Consider the following 16,061-nt stretch of genomic DNA (forward strand, 5'->3'; position numbering starts at 1 on the left):
CCTCCTCGCACGGGCCGCCTCAGTAGGACTTGGGCAGGCCCAGGGTCTGGTGGGAGACGTAGTTGAGAATCATCTCCCGGCTCACCGGGGCGATACGAGCCACGCGCGCTGCCGTTATCAGCGAGGCGAGCCCGAATTCCCGGGTGAGGCCGTTGCCGCCGAGGGTGTGCACGGCCTGGTCGACGGCCTTCACGCAGGCCTCCCCGGCCGCGTACTTGGCCATGTTGGCGGCCTCGCCCGCGCCGATGTCGTCGCCGGCGTCGTAGAGGTGTGCCGCTTTCTGCGTCATCAGCCGGGCCAGTTCCAGGTCGATGTGGGCCTGCGCGAGGGGGTGCGCGATGGCCTGGTGGGCGCCGATGGGGGCCTTCCACACCGTGCGGTCGCGGGCGTACTCGACGGCTTTGGACAGGGCGTACCGGCCCATGCCGATGGCGAACGCGGCGGTCATGATCCGCTCGGGGTTGAGGCCCGCGAACAGTTGGAGGAGTCCTGCGTCCTCGTCGCCGACGAGTGCGTCGGCGGGCAGCCGTACGTCGTCCAGGACCAGCTCGAACTGTTTCTCCGCCGCGCTCAGTTCCATGTCGATGGGGCGCTTCTGGAAGCCTTCGGCGTCCGTCGGCACGATGAACAGGCAGGGCTTGAGGCTGCCGGTGCGGGCGTCTTCGGTCCGGCCGACGATCAGGACGGCGTCGGCCATGTCGACCCCGGAGATGAAGACCTTGCGGCCGGTGAGCAGCCAGTCGGTGCCGTCCCGGCGGGCGGTGGTGGTGATGCGGTGGCTGTTGGAGCCGGCGTCGGGTTCGGTGATGCCGAAGGCCATGAGGCGGGTTCCGTCGGCGATCCCGGGGAGCCAGGTCCGCTTCTGGTCCTCCGTGCCGAAGCGGGAGATCACGGTGCCGCAGATGGCCGGGGAGACGACCAGCATGAGCAGGGGCGAGCCCGCGGCGCCCAGTTCCTCCAGCACGATGGCGAGGTCGGCTACGCCCCCGCCGCCGCCTCCGTGCTCCTCGGGGAGGCTGACGCCGAGGTAGCCGAGTTTGCCGGCCTCCGCCCAGAGTTCGGCGGGTGGCTTGCCCTCGGCGACGGTGCGGGTGAGGTACGCGCGGCCGTAGCGCTTGCCGAGGGCGGCCACCGCGGATCGCAGGGCCTTGTGCTCTTCGGATTCGATGACGGCGGTCATGGGGCTCCTAGGAAGAGGTTTCCTGCACTACTGCCAGCAAGGTGCCGGGCTCCACCTGCCGGCCCGGTTCGGCGTGCAGGGCGGTGAGCGTTCCTGTCGTCGGCGCCGAGATCACGTGCTGCATCTTCATCGCCTCCAACCAGATGAGGCCCTGACCGGCCTGAACCGTTGCCCCTTCGGCCAGCCCTTCGGCGACGCGTACGACCGTGCCGGGCATCGGCGCGAGCAGGGAGCCCGGGGCGAGCTGGGCGGCGGGGTCGGGGAAGCGGGGCAGGGCGGTGAGGCGGGTGGCGCCCACATGGACCTGGTCGCCGTACCGGGCCACCGCGAACCTGCGCTGCACGCCGTCGACTTCGAGGACGACGAGGTGCGCGTCGGCGTGGACGACCCGGACCCCGTCCGCCACGAGGCCGTCCCGGGTGTGCCGGTAGCGGACCTCGTGCTCCTGCCCCGCCATCTCGTACCGCTTCACCTGCGGCTGGGCGGGTACGTTGCGCCAGCCGCCGAAGCGGGAGCGGCCGTGGGCGTCGGCGAGGGCGGCGGCCAGCGGTGCGTGGGGGTCGGTGGCGGGCTCGGCGAGTTCGCCGAGGTGGCGGTCGTAGAAGCCGGTGTCCATGCGGGCGTCCGTGAACTCCGGGTGCCGCAGGGAGCGCACCAGCAGGTCCCGGTTGGTGACCGGACCGTGGATCGCGGCGGACTCCAGGGCGCCGGCGAGCCTGCGGATCGCCTCCGCGCGCGTGGGGGCGTGCGCGACGACCTTGGCGAGCATCGGGTCGTAGTGGACTCCGATCGGGTCGCCGTCGGTGTAGCCGGTGTCCAGGCGGACGCCGGCCGGTACGGCGAGGCGGTGCAGGGTGCCGGTCTGGGGGGCCCAGTCGCGGGCGGGGTCCTCGGCGTAGAGGCGGGCCTCGATCGCGTGGCCCCGCGCGTGTGGGGGCTCGGTCCCCAGGGCGTGGCCCTCGGCGATCCTGATCTGTTCCGCGACCAGGTCGAGGCCGAACACGGCCTCGGTGACGGGGTGTTCGACCTGGAGGCGGGTGTTCATCTCCAGGAAGTGGGCGCGGCCGTCGGCGACCAGGAACTCGACGGTGCCGGCGCCGGTGTAGGAGACGGCGCGGGCGGCGCGTACGGCCAGCGTGCGCAGTTCGTCCGCGAGCGACGGGGGGAGCCCGGGCGCCGGCGCCTCCTCGATCACCTTCTGGTGGCGGCGCTGGAGGGAGCAGTCGCGGGTGCCGAGCGGCCAGACGGTGCCGTGGGTGTCGGCGAGGATCTGCACCTCCACATGACGGCCGTGTTCGAGGTACGGCTCCACGAACACCTCGCCGTCACCGAAGGCGCTCGCGGCCTCGGCGCGCGCGCCCTCCAGCGCGGCCGGCAGCTCCTCCAGGCGGCGCACGATCCGCATCCCGCGCCCGCCGCCGCCCGCCGCCGCCTTCACCAGTACGGGCAGGTCGGCCTCGGTCACCTCGGACAGGGGCTCGATGCCCAGCAGCCGCTTGGCGCGGGTCTTGGACGCCATGGCCTCGATGGCCTGCGGGGGCGGGCCGATCCAGACCAGGCCGGCGTCGCGGACCGCGCGGGCGAAGCCGGGGTTCTCGGAGAGGAAGCCGTACCCGGGGTGCACGGCGTCGGCGCCGGCGGCGAGGGCCGCCTTCACGATCAGGTCGCCGCGCAGGTAGGTCTCCGCGGGTGCGGCGCCCGGCAGCCGTACCGCCGTGTCGGCCACGCGCGCGTGGAGCGCGTTCCCGTCGGCGTCGGAGTGCACCGCGACCGTGCGGATGCCGAGGTCGGCGCAGGTGCGGAAGATGCGGCAGGCGATCTCGCCCCGGTTGGCGACGAGCACACTGGAAATCACGTGATCCCTCACATCCGGAAGACGCCGAAGCCGCCGCGCGCGCCCTCGTAGGGCGCGGTGTGCAGGGCGGAGAGGCACAGGCCGAGGACGGTGCGGGTGTCGCGCGGGTCGATGACGCCGTCGTCGTACAGCCGCCCGGACAGGAACATGGGCAGCGACTCGGACTCGATCTGCTGCTCCACCATGGCGCGCAGGGCCGCGTCCGCGTCCTCGTCGTACGGCTGCCCCTTCGCCGCCGCGGACTGCCGGGCGACGATCGACAGCACGCCGGCGAGCTGCTGCGGGCCCATGACGGCGGACTTGGCGCTGGGCCAGGCGAACAGGAAGCGGGGGTCGTAGGCGCGGCCGCACATGCCGTAGTGCCCGGCGCCGTAGGACGCGCCCATGAGGACCGACAGGTGCGGGACCCGGCTGTTGCTGACCGCGTTGATCATCATCGCGCCGTGTTTGATGATCCCGCCCTGCTCGTACTCCTTGCCGACCATGTAGCCGGTGGTGTTGTGCAGGAACAGCAGCGGGATGTCGCGCTGGTTGGCGAGCTGGATGAACTGGGCGGCCTTCTGCGACTCCGCGCTGAACAGGACCCCCTGGGCGTTGGCCAGCACCCCGACCGGGTAGCCGTGCAGGGCGGCCCAGCCGGTCACCAGGCTCGTGCCGTACAGCGGTTTGAACTCGTCGAAGTCGGAGCCGTCCACGATCCGGGCGATGACCTCGCGCGGGTCGAACGGGATCTTCAGGTCGCCCGGGACGATGCCGAGCAGCTCCTCGGGGTCGTACCGGGGCGGCTCGGCCGGGCCGGGGTCCGGGTGGGCCTTGCGGTGGTTGAGGCGGGCCACGACGCGGCGGGCCTGGCGCAGCGCGTCGGGCTCGTCCACGGCGAAGTAGTCGGCGAGGCCGGACACGCGCGCGTGCATCTCGGCGCCGCCGAGGGACTCGTCGTCGCTCTCCTCGCCGGTGGCCATCTTGACCAGCGGCGGCCCGCCGAGGAACACCTTCGCCCGCTCCTTGACCATGATCACGTGGTCGGACATGCCGGGGATGTAGGCGCCGCCGGCGGTGGAGTTGCCGAAGACGACGGCGATCGTCGGGATGCCGGCGGCGGAGAGCCGGGTGAGGTCGCGGAAGATCGCCCCGCCCGGGATGAAGATCTCCTTCTGGGACGGCAGGTCGGCGCCTCCCGACTCCACCAGGCTGATGCAGGGCAGCCGGTTGGCGAGCGCGATGTCGTTGGCGCGCAGGGCCTTCTTCAGGCTCCAGGGGTTGCTGGCGCCGCCGCGTACGGTCGGGTCGTTGGCGGTGATCAGGCACTCCACGCCCTCGACCACGCCGATCCCGGTGACGAGCGAGGCGCCGACGGGGTGGTCGCTGCCCCAGGCGGCCAGCGGGGACAGCTCCAGGAACGGGGTGTCGGGGTCCAGCAGCAGTTCGATGCGCTCGCGGGCGAGCAGTTTGCCGCGCGCCCGGTGCCGCTGGACGTACTTCTCGCCGCCGCCCGCGAGGGCCTTGGCATGCTCGGCCGCCAGCTCGTCGAGCTTGGCGAGCATGGCCGCGCGGTGGGCCCGGTAGTCGGGGCCGGTGGGGTCGAGAGCGGTCTGCAGAACCGTCACAGCAGGGTCTCCGGGATGTCCAGGTGGCGGGAGCGCAGCCATTCGCCGAGGGCCTTGGCCTGCGGGTCGAAGCGGGCCTGCGCGGCGACGCCGGCGCCGAGGATGCCCTCGACGACGAAGTTGAGGGCGCGCAGGTTCGGCAGCGGGTGGCGGGTGACGGGCAGTTCGCGGGTCTCGGGCAGCAGCTGCCGGAAGGTCTCGGTGGTCAGCGTGTGCGCGAGCCACCGCCAGGCCTCGTCCGTCCGCGCCCACACCCCGACGTTGGCGTTCCCGCCCTTGTCCCCGCTGCGTGCCCCGGCGACCAGCCCGAGGGGCGCCCGCCGGACCGGGCCGGGCGGGAGAGGTTCCGGGAAGGGCGGAGGCGGTACGGCGTCCAGGGGCCGCGTCTCCTGGGGCGCCGGCACAGGGATACGGCGTCCGTCGTGGAGGACGGCCCTGTGGTCCACGTCCCCATGGGGCACGTACACATCCTCGAACACCCCATAGGGAGCGCCCTTTCCCGGTGGGGACAGCACATGGAAGCCCGGGTAGCTGGCGAGTGCCAGTTCCACGGCGGCCCCGCTCAGCGCGCGGCCCACGGCCTGCTGGTCCGGGTCGCGGACGACGAGCCGCAGCAGCGCGCTGGCCGTCTCCTCGGTGTCCGCGTCGGCCCGGTCGGTGCGCACCAGGTCCCACCGGACCTCCTGGGGCGGCGACTTGGCGAGGGCGGTGTCGAGCTGTTCCCGCACCAGGGCCGCCTTGGCCTCGATGTCGAGTCCGGTGAGGACGAAGACGACCTCGTTGCGGAAGCCGCCGAGCCGGTTGAGCCCGGCCTTGAGCGTGGGCGGCGGCGCCTCCCCGCGCACCCCCTCGATCCGCACCCGGTCCGGCCCCTCCGTGCGCAGCGTCACGGTGTCCAGCCGGGCGGTGACGTCGGGCCCGGCGTACCGGGCGCCGCCGGTCTCGTACAGCAGCTGGGCGGTGACCGTGCCCACGTCCACGAAGCCGCCGGTGCCGGGGTGCTTGGTGATCACGCTGCTGCCGTCGGCGTGGATCTCGGCGAGCGGGAAGCCGGGACGGCGTACGTCGCCCTCGCCGAAGAACGCGTAGTTCCCGCCGGTCGCCTGGGTCCCGCACTCCAGCACGTGCCCGGCCACGACGGCCCCGGCGAGCCGGTCGTACTCCGTGGGTGTCCAGCCGAAGTGCGCCGCGGCGGGCCCGGTGACCAGGGCCGCGTCGGTCACCCGGCCGGTGATCACCACATCGGCGCCGGCCCGCAGGCACGCGGCGATGCCGAACCCGCCGAGGTAGGCGTGGGCGGCGAGGGTGCCGGGACGGGTGGCGGCCAGGTCGTCGCCCTCGACGTGCGCGACCCGCACCGGGACGCCGAGCCGGTCCGCCAGCTCCCGGACGCGGTCGGCGAGTCCGGCCGGGTTGAGGCCGCCCGCGTTCGTGACGATCCGCACGCCGCGCTCCCGGGCCAGGCCGAGGCAGTCCTCCAGCTGGCGCAGGAAGGTGCGGGCGTATCCGGCGGACGGGTCCTTCAGCCGGTCGCGGCCGAGGATGAGCATGGTGAGTTCGGCGAGGTAGTCACCGGTGAGGACGTCCACCTCGCCGCCGGTGAGCATCTCGCGCAGGGCGTCGAAGCGGTCGCCGTAGAAACCGGAGAAGTTGCCGATGCGCAGCGGCCTCACCGGCCGGCCCCCTTCGGCGGGCGGCCGGTGCCGGGCGGGCCCGCGAAGGCCTGGGCGATGCCGAGCCAGCGGTCGGCGTCCGGGCCCGCGGCCGTCAGGGCGAGGTCGCCGCGGTGGGCGCGCTGGGTGACCAGGAGGCAGAAGTCGAGGGCGGGCCCGGTGACGCGTTGCGGGGCGTCCTCGGGGCCGTACGCCCACACCTCGCCGGACGGCGCGGTGAGTTCCACCCGGAACTCCTCGGCCGGCGGGGTGAGTCCGTGCACTCCGAAGGCGAAGTCACGGGTCCGTACCCCGAGTCGGGCCACATGCCGGAGGCGGTTGGTGGGTGGGCGCACCACACCCAGGGCGTCGGCGACGTCCAGCGCGTGGGCCCAGGTCTCCATGAGGCGGGCCGTGGCCATGGAGGCGGCGGACATGGGCGGGCCGTACCAGGGGAAGCGGGCGCCGGGCGGTGCGCCGCGCAGGGCCTCCTCCAGGGCGGTGCGCCCGGCGCGCCAGGCCGCCAGCAGGTCGGCGGGCGGCTGCGCGGCGCCCTCCTCCGCCCCCTCGTCCACGAACGAGTCGGGGGCGGCCAGCGCCTTCTCCACCAGCGTCCGGAAGGCGCCGGCGTCGGTGACGGCGAGCAGGGCCGAGTGGTCGGTCCAGGCGAGGTGCGCGATCTGGTGGGCGACGGTCCAGCCGGGCGCCGGAGTGGGCAGGGCCCACCGGTCCCGGGTCAACTCGGCCACGAGCAGGTCGAGTTCCTCGCTCTCGGCACGCAGGTCGTCGATGACGGGCGTCGGGTCGGCCATGGGGGGAGCATGGCAGCGCCACCAGAAACAATCAAGCGTGCTTGCATAATTTTCGGGCCGTCACACCGCTTCCACGGGCGGGTACACCGGCTCCCACCGGGCCGCCCGCACCGCCGCCTCGACGTCGTCCAGGCCGACCCGGGCGACACCCTCGTCCACCGCCGCGCGGGCCACGGCCACGGCGACCGCCTCCGAGGTGGCACGCAGGTCGCGGATCGGCGGGAGGACCGGCGCGTCGGCGTGCGCGACCTCGGTGTCACCGGTGCGGCGGGCCACCGCGTCGGCCGCCGCGCGCAGCATGCGGTCGGTGATCCGGGAGGCGCGGGCGACGATCGCGCCGAGGCCGAGCCCGGGGAAGACCAGCGCGTTGTTGGCCTGCCCGATCTCGTACGCCGTACCGTCCCGCTCGACCGGCGCGAACGGGCTGCCGGTGGCCACCAGCGCCGCGCCGCCGGTCCATTCGAGCAGGTCGGCTGGGGTGGCCTCGGCGAGGTCGGTCGGGTTGGACATGGGCAGGATGATCGGCCGCTCGGTGTGCTCGGCCATGGCGCGGACGAGGCCCTCGGTGAACGCGCCGCCCTGGCCGGAGGTGCCGATCAGGATGGTCGGGCGGACCCGGCGGACCACCTCGTCCAGCGGGACGCCGGGCAGGCTCTCGTCCCGGCGCCAGCCGTCGGCCTCGCCGGCCGGGCGGGCGTACGGCCGCTGGACGTCACGGAGCCGGTCGCCCTGGTCGGCGGTGAGCAGGCCGTACCGGTCGACGCACCAGAAGCGGGCGAGCGCCTCGTCCTCGGACAGCCCCTCCGCGATCAGGGCGTCGCGCAGCTGGTCGGCCACGCCGATACCGGCGGTGCCCGCGCCGAAGACGACGATCCGGTGCTCGGGCAGGGGCGTGCCGGTGGCGCGGACGCCGGACAGGACGGCGGCGAGGTTGACGGCGCCGGTGCCCTGGATGTCGTCGTTGAAGGTGCACACCCGGTCGCGGTAGCGGTCGAGGACGCGGCGGGCGTTGGCGGTGCCGAAGTCCTCCCAGTGCAGCAGGGCGTTCGGGAAGAGCCGGGTGGCGGCGGTGACGTAGGCGTCGATGAAGGCGTCGTAGGCGTCACGGTCGGCGCGCGGGTGCCGGTTGCCGAGGTAGAGGGGGTTGTCGAGGAGTTCCTTGCGGTTGGTGCCGACGTCGAGCATGACGGGCAGGGTGCGGCGCGGGTCGATGCCGGCGGCGGCCGTGTAGACGGCCAGCTTGCCGACCGCGATGTCGATACCGCCCACGCCCCAGTCGCCGATGCCGAGGATGCCCTCGCCGTCCGTGGCCACGATCAGGTCGACGTCGTCGGCGCCCAGGCCGCTCGCCCGCAGCGAGCGCTCGATGTCGTCGGGGGCGTCCACGGAGAGGTAGACGCCGCGCGGGCGGCGGTACTCCGTGCTGTAGCGGCGGATCGCCGTGCCCACGGTCGGGGTGTACACGATGGGCAGCATCTCTTCGAGGTGGTCGCCGACCAGCCGGTAGAACAGCGCCTCGTTGCGGTCGTGCAGGGCGGTCAGATGCACGCTCTTGGCCAGATCGCTCGGCTGCTCCCGGAACTGGCCGTAGGCGCGTTCGGCCTGCTCGTCCTGCGTGAGTACGCGGGGCGGTACGAGCCCGACCAGGTCGAGGGCCCGCCGCTCCTCCTCGGTGAACGCCGTACCCCGGTTGGTCCGGGGGTCGGCGAGCACGGCCCGCCCGCGCGCGGCGATCCTCAGCGGCTTCCGGGTGGTGTCACGGGCATCGGTCATGGGATCCGCCTTTCCGTCGACACGCCGGGTTTCCACAAACCCGGGTCCGACTGCATCCCACCCTCGGGGAGGGAGGCGGTGCGTGCCCCGGGTCGTGCGGGGCCCGGCGCGGCGCCGCCGGAGCCGCCGGGGGCGGGGGGCGGCGTCGGGGGCGGGGGCGCGGCGCCGGGGGCGGAGAGCGCGGCGCCGGGGACGGAGGGGGGCGCCGGGGACGGTGAGCGCGGCGCCCGGGACGGGGAGGGGGCGTAGGGGACGGAGGGCACGGCGTCGTGGACGAGAGCACGGCGTCGGGGACGGAGGGGGGTGCCGGGAACGGAGAGCGCGCGCCGGGGTCGGAGGGCACGGCGTCGTGGACGAGGGCACGGCGTCGAGGACGGAGAGGGGGGCGCTGGGGACGGAGAGGGGGGCGGGCGCCGGTTACGGCTTCGTGTGCGGGGGGCCGGTCAGGGGGCGGCGGGGGGTGCGGGGGCCTTGCCTCGGCCGACCTGGGTCCGTACCGCGCCGATGCTCGCCGCGATGACCAGGGCGATCGCGGCGGCCTGGGCCGGGGACAGGGACTGGCCGAGGATGAGGAAGCCGGCCGTGGCCGCGAGGGCGGGCTCCAGGCTCATGAGGATGGCGAAGGTGGAGGCCGGCAGGCGGCGCAGGGCCAGGAGTTCGAGGGTGTACGGCAGGACCGAGGAGAGCAGGGCCACCGCCGAGCCGAGGGCGGCGGTGGTGGGGTCGAGCAGGCGGCTGCCCGCGTCGGCGATGCCGATGGGGAGGAAGAGGAGGGCGGCGACGGCCATGGCCAGCGCCAGGCCGTCGGCCTGCGGGAAGCGGCGGCCCGTACGGGCGCTGAAGATGATGTAGGCAGCCCACATGGCGCCGGCCCCCAGGGCGAAGGCGACACCTGTGGGGTCCAGGTTGCCGAAGCCTCCGCCGCCGAGCAGGAACACGCCCGCGAGGGCCAGGCAGGCCCAGAGCGCGTTGATCGCGCGGCGGGAGGCCAGGACGGAGAGGGCCAGCGGGCCCAGGACCTCCAGGGTGACCGCCGGGCCCAGCGGGATGCGGTCCACCGCCTCGTAGAACAGGCCGTTCATCGCGCCCATGGCGATACCGAAGACGACCACCGTGCCCCAGTCCGTGCGGGAGTGGCCGCGCAGCCGGGGCCGGCAGAACAGGAGCAGGACGATCGCCGCCGCGACGAGGCGCAGGGTCACCACGCCCGGCGCACCGGCCCGGGGCATCAGGGTGACCGCCAGCGCGCCGCCGAACTGCACCGAGATACCGCCGGCCAGCACCAGCCCGACCGGTCCGAGCGAGCCGAAGGGACCGGAGCCGCCGCTGCCGCCGGAGGGGGCGGGGGTGGCTTGGGACGGCGATGTGGTGCTGGGTGCGGCGGTCACGGGCGGTCCTGGTGGCTTGTTCGGTGCGTGCATCGCGATGGACTACCAGGTCCAGGGTAATGGACTTCGACAGGTGCGTGAACCCTTTTTGGGACTGTCCCGGATGCCGGGCTCAACTGCCCGGCCAGGCCTCCTCGTTACGGAACAGGGGACGGCCGTCCGGCAGCACCGAGGGCACGTGTCCGGCGTTCCCGCACGCGGGGGCGTACGCCGCGGAGCCGTATCCGTGTCCGTGTCCGTACCCCTGGCCTTGCCCGTGCCCCTGCCCGTACTCGTACGCCGGCGCGGGTGCCGGGGCCGGGGGCTGGTGCTCCTCCCACAGCGGCATGCGCAGCTCGCCGGTGTCCATGACCGTGCTGTTCTGCGAGCGGTGCAGCCGGGCGTAGGCCCCGCCCCGGGCGAGGAGTTCCTCGTGACGGCCGGTCTCCGCGATGCGGCCCCGGTCCACGACGATGATGCGGTCGGCGTCGGGGGCGAGGTTCAGGTCGTGCGTGATCATGATCGTCGCCCGGCCGGCCATCAGGCGGCGCAGCGGTTTGACGATGCGGCGGGCGGCCATCGCGTCCAGGCCCGTCGTCGGCTCGTCCAGGACCAGGACGGGTGCGTCGCGCAGGAGGGCACGGGCGATGGCCAGGCGCTGGAGCTGGCCTCCGGAGAGCCGGGCCGAGTGGGGGTCGACCCGGGTGTCGTACCCGTCGGGGAGCCTGCTGATGAAGTCGTGGGCGTCGGCCGCCCTGGCCGCCTCCTCGATCGCCCGGTCGCTGGCGCCGGGCCGGCCGCAGGCGATGTTGGCGCGCACGGTGTCGTGCAGCACCAGGGTTTCCTGCGGGAGCAGGGTGACGTACTCGCGCAGCCGGGCCAGCGGGAAGTCCCGAAGGGGTACGCCGTCCAGGAGGACGTCCCCGGAATCCGGGTCGTAGAAGCGCAGCAGCAGCTTGGACACCGTGGACTTGCCCGCGCCGCTCGGGCCCGTAATGATCACCAGCTCGCCGGGGCGGACGGCGAAGGAGAGGCCGTCGAGGGCGGTCCGGTCGGCGCCGGGGTAGCGGAAGGAGACGTCCCGCATCTCCACCGTGCCGTCCGGGCGGCCCGTCTCCGTGCCCCGCCGCGGGTCGGTGACCGACGGCCGTACGTCGAGGATCTCGATGAGCCGCTCGGCGCCCGCCGTGGCCGCGGTGACCGTGAGGCCGAGCTGGGCGAGGCCGCGCACGGGTGGGTAGAGGTAGCCGAGGAACGCGGCGAAGGCGAGGAGCTGGCCGAGGGTCATCCGGCCGGTGGAGATCTCCCAGGCGCCGATGCCGATCACGGCGAGCACGCAGACCGTCTCGATGACCTGGACGAGCTGCTCGTAGGCCTCGTTCAGGCGGGTGGAGCGGACGGAGGCGCGGAACCAGGCGTTCGCCTCCTCGTGCAGCCGGCGGCGCTCGGCGTCCCGGCGGTCGTAGGCCTGGGTGAGCACGATGTTGCCGAGGGACTCCTCCACCACGGAGGTGATCGCGCCGTCGGCGACCCGGCCCGCCCGGGAGACGTCCTTGATGGAGCCGGAGAAGCGGCGGGCGGCCAGCCAGAAGAGGGGGGCGAGGACGAAGGTGGCGGCGGCCAGGTCCCAGCGCAGCCAGAACGCGGCGGCGGCGTAGAAGAGGGCGGAGAAGGCCGCCGAGGCGGCGCCGACCAGCCCGGACACCACCATCGTCTCGATCGCCTCGACGTCGCTGGTCAGCCGGGAGAGCAGGTCGCCCTGGCGGTGGCGCTGGAAGAAGTGCGGGGGCAGTTGCTGGACGTGGTCGAAGACGTGCTCGCGCAGCCGCATCACGAACCGCTCGGTGGCCCACGCGGCCAGCGAGTTGCCCGCGTACGCGACGAGCGCGCCGGCCACCGCGACGCCCAGCCACTTCGCGGCGGGGCTCCAGAACGCCGCCAGCGATCCCTTCTGCAGGGCGTGGTCGGTGAGTTCGCCGAACAGCAGGATGGCCTCGGTCTCGGCGAGCGCGGCGAGCACCGTGCACAGCCAGACGACCAGCAGCCATTTTCTGAGCCCCTTGGTCAGCGGCCAGAAACGACGGAACGCCGCCCGGGCGGGAATAGTGGGTGTTTCGTACTCGAATTCTTCACCCTCGTCAGCCATCAGGAATCCTTTCCGAATCACCTGCCCGCGGGAAGTGGAAAAGGGGTCGACGGTGCACCGTCGACCCCTTTCGGTTCAGCCTCGGATCACTTGTCCTGGCCGGGCAGCGGCTTGGGCAGCGGCTTCGGGCCGTGCTTCTTCGGCTTCGGCTTCGGCGGCGGCGGGAGCTGCTTCGTCTTGGGCTTGGGGGGCAGCGGGGCAAGCTTCTTGAAGCTCATTCCGACTCCTAATGTCGCACGGTTCTTGTGGTGCTGAATTCCGCGTCCGGAACCCGACACCGAAGAACTTACACGCCGACCGGGAGCCGGAACGGCGAATTTGGCAAGGGGGTGCTGTGAATACCTTTGGGGTTCCTGAGAGACCCGTCCGAACCTGGGAATTCCCTTATGCGGACACGTCCAGCGCCTGTGCCAGTACCTCTGCCAGATGGCGGCCCCGGACCCCGGCGAGCTGGTCGAGCTGGGTGCGGCAGGAGAAGCCGTCCGCCAGGATCAGCGTGCCGGCGGGTGCCTGGCGGACCGCGGGCAGGAGCTGTTCCTCCGCGCAGGCCCGGGAGACCTCGAAGTGGCCCTTCTCGAAGCCGAAGTTTCCCGCCAGGCCGCAGCAGCCCCCGCTCAGCTCGCCGGTGAGGCCGGCGGCGGCGCGCAGCCGGCGGTCCGGGGTGTCGCCGAGCACCGCGTGCTGGTGGCAGTGGGTCTGGCCGGCCACCGGGCGGTCGACGGCGGGCGGGGTCCAGTGCGGGGCGTGGCGCTCCAGCGTTTCGGCGAAGGTGAGCACCGCGGCGGACAGCCGGGCGGCTCGCGGGTCGTCGGGCAGGAGTTCCGGGAGGTCGCTGCGGAGGGCCGCGGCGCAGCTGGGTTCCAGGACGACGACCGGGACCCCGGCCCGCAGCACCGGCTCCATCAGGTCCAGGGTGCGGCGCAGGACCTTACGGGCGCGGTCCAGCTGGCCGGTGGAGATGTAGGTGAGCCCGCAGCAGACCCGGGCCCGGCGGGCGGTGAGCAGCGCGGTCACCGCCCTGGTCCGGCCGTCCCCGATCGCCCCGTGGCCCGGCACCCGCGTGGGCGGAAGGGCCACCCGCAGCCCGGCCGCCTCCAGCACGCGAACGGCCGCCTGCCCGACGGACGGCGCCAGATGCTCGGTGAAGGTGTCCGGCCAGAGAACGACCAGATCACCGGCGTCCCGAGCGGGCACCTCCCCTGCGCCGGCGGGCTCCGAAGCCGGCAGCCCACCCGCACCCGCGGCCGGCAGGCCCCCCGCGCCCCCGACCGACGGCCCACCCGCACCGCCAGCCGAAGGACCAGCTCCGCCCAGGGCCGACGGCCCACCCGCACCGCCAGCCAAAGGACCGGCCCCGCCCACGGCCGGCAGCCCACCCCCGCCCGCGGCCGACGGACCGCCAGCGCCCCGCGCAGAGACCTCCCCCTCCCCCACAGCCGAAGGACCACCCACACCCCCGGCCGGCAGGCCCCCCACACCCACGGCCGACGGCCCACCCGCACCGCCAACCAACGGCCCGGCCCCGCCCCCGGCCGGCAGGCCCCCCGCACCTCCGCTCGGCTTCCGCCCCCGCCACCACCCGGTGAACGTCTGTGTCGCCAGGCGGGGGAGTTGTCGTTCCGGGGTGATCCCGGCCAGCCGTTTGCCGAGGCCGGCCAGCGGGCCCACTCGGGCCAGGGCGTTGACCAGCGGAGCCGTCCGCGTGCGGGTGGTCCAGTGCAGCCACTCCGGGAGGCGGCCCATGCTGTGGTGGGCGGCGGGGCGGGGACGGTCGGCGTAGTGGTGGTGGAGGAACTCCGCCTTGTACGTGGCCATGTCGACGCCGACCGGGCAGTCCGAGCGGCAGCCCTTGCAGGACAGGCAGAGGTCGAGGGCGTCCCGGACCTCCGTGGACTGCCAGCCCTCGGTGATCACTTCGCCCGCGAGCATCTCGTGCAGCAGCCGGGCCCGGCCGCGCGTGGAGTGCTGCTCGTCGCCGGTGGCCCGGAAGGAGGGGCACATCACGGCGGGGCCGGCCGCCGTGGCCGTACGGCACTTGGCGACGCCGACGCAGCGGCGGACGGCCGCGGCGAAGTCGCCGCCGTCGGCCGGGTAGCCGAAGGCCACGTCGACCGGGCGGCTCGGCAGGACGGAGAAGCGGAGGTTCTCGTCCAGCCGCGCCGGGCGGACCAGCATGCCGGGGTTGAGCAGGTCGTCCGGGTCCCAGACGGCCTTGGCCCGCTCGAACAGCGCCACCGTCTCCTCGCCGTACATCCGCGGCAGCAGTTCCGCGCGGGCCTGCCCGTCGCCGTGCTCCCCGGACAGGGAGCCTCCGTGCGCCACGACCAGGTCGGCCAGTTCCTCGGAGAAGCGGCGGAAGCGGCCGACGCCGGCGTCGGTGAGCAGGTCGAAGTCGATGCGGACGTGGATGCAGCCGTCGCCGAAGTGGCCGTAGGGCGCGCCGCGCAGGCCGTGCGCGGACAGCAGGGCGCGGAAGTCGCGCAGGTAGGCGCCGAGCCGGGCGGGCGGTACCGCGCAGTCCTCCCAGCCGGGCCAGGCCTCCGTGCCGTCCGGCATCCGGGTGGCGGTGCCGGCCGCGTCCTCGCGGATCCGCCACAGGGCCCGCTGGGCCGCCGGTTCGGTGACGACCAGTGCGGCCACGACGCCGGCGGCGCGCACGATCTCCTCCGCCCGCGCGCGGGCCTCGGCCGCCGTGTCCCCGCCGGTCTCCACGAACAGCCAGGCGCCTCCCTCGGGCAGCCCGGAACCGGGCGGCACCAGGTCGGCGGCCATGCCCTCCACCGTGAGCGGCCGCAGCGGCAGCAGGCCGGCGGCGGCCTCGGCGGCCGCGCCCTCGTCGGCGTACGCCAGCACGGCCAGGGCACGCGCGCGGGGTGCCTCGACCAGGCGGACCACGGCCTCGGTGAGGATGCCGAGGGTGCCCTCGGAGCCGCAGAAGGAGCGGGCGACGTCCGCGCCCCTCTCGGGCAGCAGCGCGTCCAGGGCGTACCCGGAGATGCGGCGGGGCAGGTCCGGGAAACCGGTGCGCAGCCGGGCCAGTTCGCCCTCGGCCAGCTCGCGCAGCCCGGCCGGGGCGCCCGCCCAGCCCGGTCCGAGCCGGAGCCGCTGCCCGCGCGCGGTGAGGACCGACAGTTCGCGGACGCTGTCCGCGGTGGTGCCCCAGGCGACCGAGTGGGAGCCGCAGGAGTTGTTGGCGATCATGCCGCCGAGCGTGCACCTGCTGTGCGTGGAGGGGTCGGGGCCGAAGCGGAGGCCGTGCGGGGCGGCGGCCTCCTGGAGGCGGTCGAGGACGAGCCCCGGCTGGACGACGGCCGTCCTGCTGCCCGGGTCCAGCTCCAGCAGGCCGGTCATGTGCCGGGTGAAGTCCAGCACCACGCCGGTGCCGGTCGCCTGCCCGGCGATCGACGTGCCGCCGCCGCGCGCCACCACCGGCACGCCGCGTGCCCGGCACACCTCCAGCACGGCGGCCACGTCGTCGGCGTCCCGGGGGGCCACGACGCCCAGCGGGACACGCCGGTAGTTGGAGGCGTCCATGGTGACCAGCGCCCGGGCGGTGGCGTCGAAGCCGACCTCGCCCCGCACGGCCGCGCGCAGCTCCGCTTCGAGACCCAAGTGATCCGTCATGCCTCCAGGATGCATCCGGTCACGGACAGTCACCGATACTTGTCC

At 74.2% G+C, this 16,061-nt stretch carries 10 protein-coding genes; all 10 read right to left on the reverse strand.

What is annotated here, in order from left to right; translation table 11 throughout:
- Positions 1-19: 19 nt before the first annotated feature.
- The gene (locus tag ABZ923_RS07800; protein ID WP_361468118.1) at positions 20-1,180 is read right to left on the reverse strand and encodes an acyl-CoA dehydrogenase family protein; all 1,161 of its coding nucleotides are present in this window, start codon (positions 1,178-1,180) and stop codon (positions 20-22) included.
- Between the two features lie 7 nt (positions 1,181-1,187).
- Positions 1,188-3,035 carry a biotin carboxylase N-terminal domain-containing protein gene (locus ABZ923_RS07805; RefSeq protein WP_361468121.1) on the reverse strand — a complete coding sequence of 616 codons (1,848 nt, stop codon included), beginning with the start codon at positions 3,033-3,035 and terminating at the stop codon, positions 1,188-1,190.
- Positions 3,036-3,043: 8 nt separating this feature from the next.
- Positions 3,044-4,642 carry a carboxyl transferase domain-containing protein gene (locus ABZ923_RS07810; RefSeq protein WP_361468124.1) on the reverse strand — a complete coding sequence of 533 codons (1,599 nt, stop codon included), beginning with the start codon at positions 4,640-4,642 and terminating at the stop codon, positions 3,044-3,046.
- Complete coding sequence (locus ABZ923_RS07815) at positions 4,639-6,315, reverse strand: acyclic terpene utilization AtuA family protein (protein WP_361468127.1); 1,677 nt, start codon at positions 6,313-6,315, stop codon at positions 4,639-4,641. Before ABZ923_RS07815 ends, ABZ923_RS07810 begins: the two co-directional genes overlap by 4 nt.
- The gene (locus ABZ923_RS07820) at positions 6,312-7,106 is read right to left on the reverse strand and encodes a TIGR03084 family metal-binding protein (RefSeq protein ID WP_361468129.1); all 795 of its coding nucleotides are present in this window, start codon (positions 7,104-7,106) and stop codon (positions 6,312-6,314) included. Before ABZ923_RS07820 ends, ABZ923_RS07815 begins: the two co-directional genes overlap by 4 nt.
- A gap of 60 nt (positions 7,107-7,166) precedes the next feature.
- On the reverse strand, positions 7,167-8,879 hold the full coding sequence (locus tag ABZ923_RS07825; protein ID WP_361468132.1) for an NAD-dependent malic enzyme: 1,713 nt from the start codon (positions 8,877-8,879) through the stop codon (positions 7,167-7,169).
- 443 nt (positions 8,880-9,322) lie between these two features.
- Positions 9,323-10,267 carry an EamA family transporter gene (locus ABZ923_RS07830; RefSeq protein ID WP_361468134.1) on the reverse strand — a complete coding sequence of 315 codons (945 nt, stop codon included), beginning with the start codon at positions 10,265-10,267 and terminating at the stop codon, positions 9,323-9,325.
- Between the two features lie 112 nt (positions 10,268-10,379).
- Complete coding sequence (locus ABZ923_RS07835) at positions 10,380-12,392, reverse strand: ABC transporter ATP-binding protein (RefSeq protein ID WP_361468136.1); 2,013 nt, start codon at positions 12,390-12,392, stop codon at positions 10,380-10,382.
- A gap of 86 nt (positions 12,393-12,478) precedes the next feature.
- Positions 12,479-12,610: a hypothetical protein gene (locus tag ABZ923_RS07840; RefSeq protein ID WP_361468139.1), complete on the reverse strand. Its 132-nt coding sequence runs from the start codon at positions 12,608-12,610 to the stop codon at positions 12,479-12,481.
- 166 nt (positions 12,611-12,776) lie between these two features.
- Positions 12,777-16,016 (reverse strand): FAD-binding and (Fe-S)-binding domain-containing protein, encoded by a 3,240-nt coding sequence (locus ABZ923_RS07845; RefSeq protein ID WP_361468142.1) that lies wholly within the window; start codon positions 16,014-16,016, stop codon positions 12,777-12,779.
- Positions 16,017-16,061: the final 45 nt, after the last annotated feature.

The sequence above is a fragment of the Streptomyces sp. NPDC046881 genome (assembly GCF_040645015.1).
In the GTDB taxonomy this organism is placed as follows: domain Bacteria; phylum Actinomycetota; class Actinomycetes; order Streptomycetales; family Streptomycetaceae; genus Streptomyces.